Origin of the sequence: Pseudomonas sp. GV085 (assembly GCF_003050925.1) — a bacterium.
Lineage (GTDB): Bacteria > Pseudomonadota > Gammaproteobacteria > Pseudomonadales > Pseudomonadaceae > Aquipseudomonas.
The window spans coordinates 1-1,664 of the sequence record NZ_QAOV01000038.1 but is presented as its reverse complement, the minus strand read 5'-3'; the positions used below and the strand labels follow the sequence as shown (position 1 = coordinate 1,664).

The 1,664-nt window shown below is 57.8% G+C and carries 2 protein-coding genes and 1 pseudogene; all 3 read right to left on the bottom strand.

Annotated elements, in window-relative coordinates:
* Nucleotides 1–674 (bottom strand): annotated as a pseudogene (locus C8K63_RS29965) (alpha/beta hydrolase); the annotation flags it as partial.
* On the bottom strand, nucleotides 671–865 hold the full coding sequence (locus tag C8K63_RS29960) for a hypothetical protein (protein ID WP_108219969.1): 195 nt from the start codon (nucleotides 863–865) through the stop codon (nucleotides 671–673). The pseudogene C8K63_RS29965 and the gene C8K63_RS29960, both read right to left, overlap by 4 nt.
* On the bottom strand, nucleotides 862–1,664 hold an 803-nt coding region (locus C8K63_RS29955), incomplete at its 5' end, for a T6SS immunity protein Tli4 family protein (RefSeq protein WP_256595040.1). The genes C8K63_RS29960 and C8K63_RS29955, both read right to left, overlap by 4 nt.

The following is a 1,664-nucleotide window of genomic DNA, read 5'->3' as shown; positions in this document are numbered from 1 at the left end:
AACTGGCTGGCAAGGTTGGCGCCCAATCCCGGCATGGCGATGGGGATTTCAGGTTTTAACCGGGTGATGTGCGTAGGCCCAGGCTCGACGGCGACAGTGTGCAAATGCTCCGGCCGGATGTCGAATTGTGGCCATTGGTGGGGCAGGAATTGGCTGTTCAGGGTGTCTTCCAGCCAGAGAAGAAAAGCGTGATAACTGGTTTCGCTGACTTCGCCCCAGCCACGTTCTCGATAGCGTTTGGACAAGGCCAAGGCTGCCTTTTTCTTGTCTGGCTCTGGCTGGGTAATGACCGTACCTACGGCGCGTTTAGGCACCGCTCCTTCTCTATCAACTTCCGCACGAACCGGATGCAGAATTTTTTGACGTTCACCTGGCGTTTTAAATATCCAGTTTTTCGCCAACCACATGTTCTTTCCCATGAACCCCGCATCCAACCGCCAGATGGGTACCCCCTCTTCTCCCTGCTCTTCGCTCTCCTGCTCAGCAGGCTTACTCTTCAAATTCGACCCCATGATCCCCGGCACAAAAATCACCGGCAGCACCCCATCCGGCGGCAATATGCAGTGCACCGGGTCGGTGAGATGGCTGGGCGTCAGGGTCCAGGTATGCACCGGGTTACCGCGCGCGTTGTAGGTCATGGGCGCAATACGCGGCGCCGTCGGGTTGTTGGTCATGCGGGGGCTCCGTGTTCAAGCCATTCCAGTACAAGCCCTTCCAGCGTCATGCCCTGTTGCAGGGTGACGAAACCTTCGCCATCGCTGCGCCCTTCGAACCGTGCGCCGTCTCTGCGGACCAAGGCGTAGGCGCGGTTACGGATGGGTTGGTGATGAACGCGGCTACAAGAAGATCGGCAGGCGCTGATCATTGATCTTTATCCCCGGGTGACGGCTTGCGCTTTTCAAAGCTGGCGATGAACTCATCGAGGATGCGTTTGTTTTCGGCCGCCTCCTCGGCCGTTGGGCCACGGTCGTTCGCCCAAGGGTCCGGCTTGGGCGCGACTGAACTGGGGCGCATGCGGACGGACTTGAGGATCGCGTCCCACACGGCCATGGCTTCGTAGTCGGTGAGGGAGGGGTTGACGGGCTCCCGGCGTGCGGGGCGTTGCCAGAGCGGTAGGTCGTAGCCTTTGTTGGCGAAGTTGGGCAGGGTCCAGCGAACGAGGTCTTTTGGTTTATTCGGGTCAATGGCGGAGCGTTTTTTTCCGCCTGCCGACAAACGCAAACTCATGGCTGGGCGACTCAGTGAAGGAGTGTCGCGATAGTTCTCGCTCACGAAGAGTATTTGACGGTGAGTGTCATCGCTGAAGCCGATCAGGGACTCTTCGGCTTGCATGTCGGCCAATGTAACTTTCCCAGCTCGCAGGTTTTCATAATCACCGGCGAGAAATATTTGCGTGTCTTTTTGGGTGCGGATGTGCAAGCGCTCGTCGTCATCCGGTGAGAGCGCGTTGATGTAGACATTCAGCGCCACATCCGAAGCCGGGGGACGAAAGTAGAAACTGGCGATCTCCTGATCATGATGGCTTCTGATCACGATAGGCCCCAAGGCAAAGCCTGCACCTGCACTCTGCGGTGCAACCTTGAATATTTCCTTGGAGAGTTTTAGCAGGCGGTTTTCGACGGGCTGGGTCTTTCCATTGAATGAGTCGGCGCGGAGCATGACGT

Bases quoted from the DNA above. Each gene is read 5' to 3' on its own strand.
- C8K63_RS29960 (WP_108219969.1), bottom strand. From the start codon at position 865: ATGATCAGCGCCTGCCGATCTTCTTGTAGCCGCGTTCATCACCAACCC.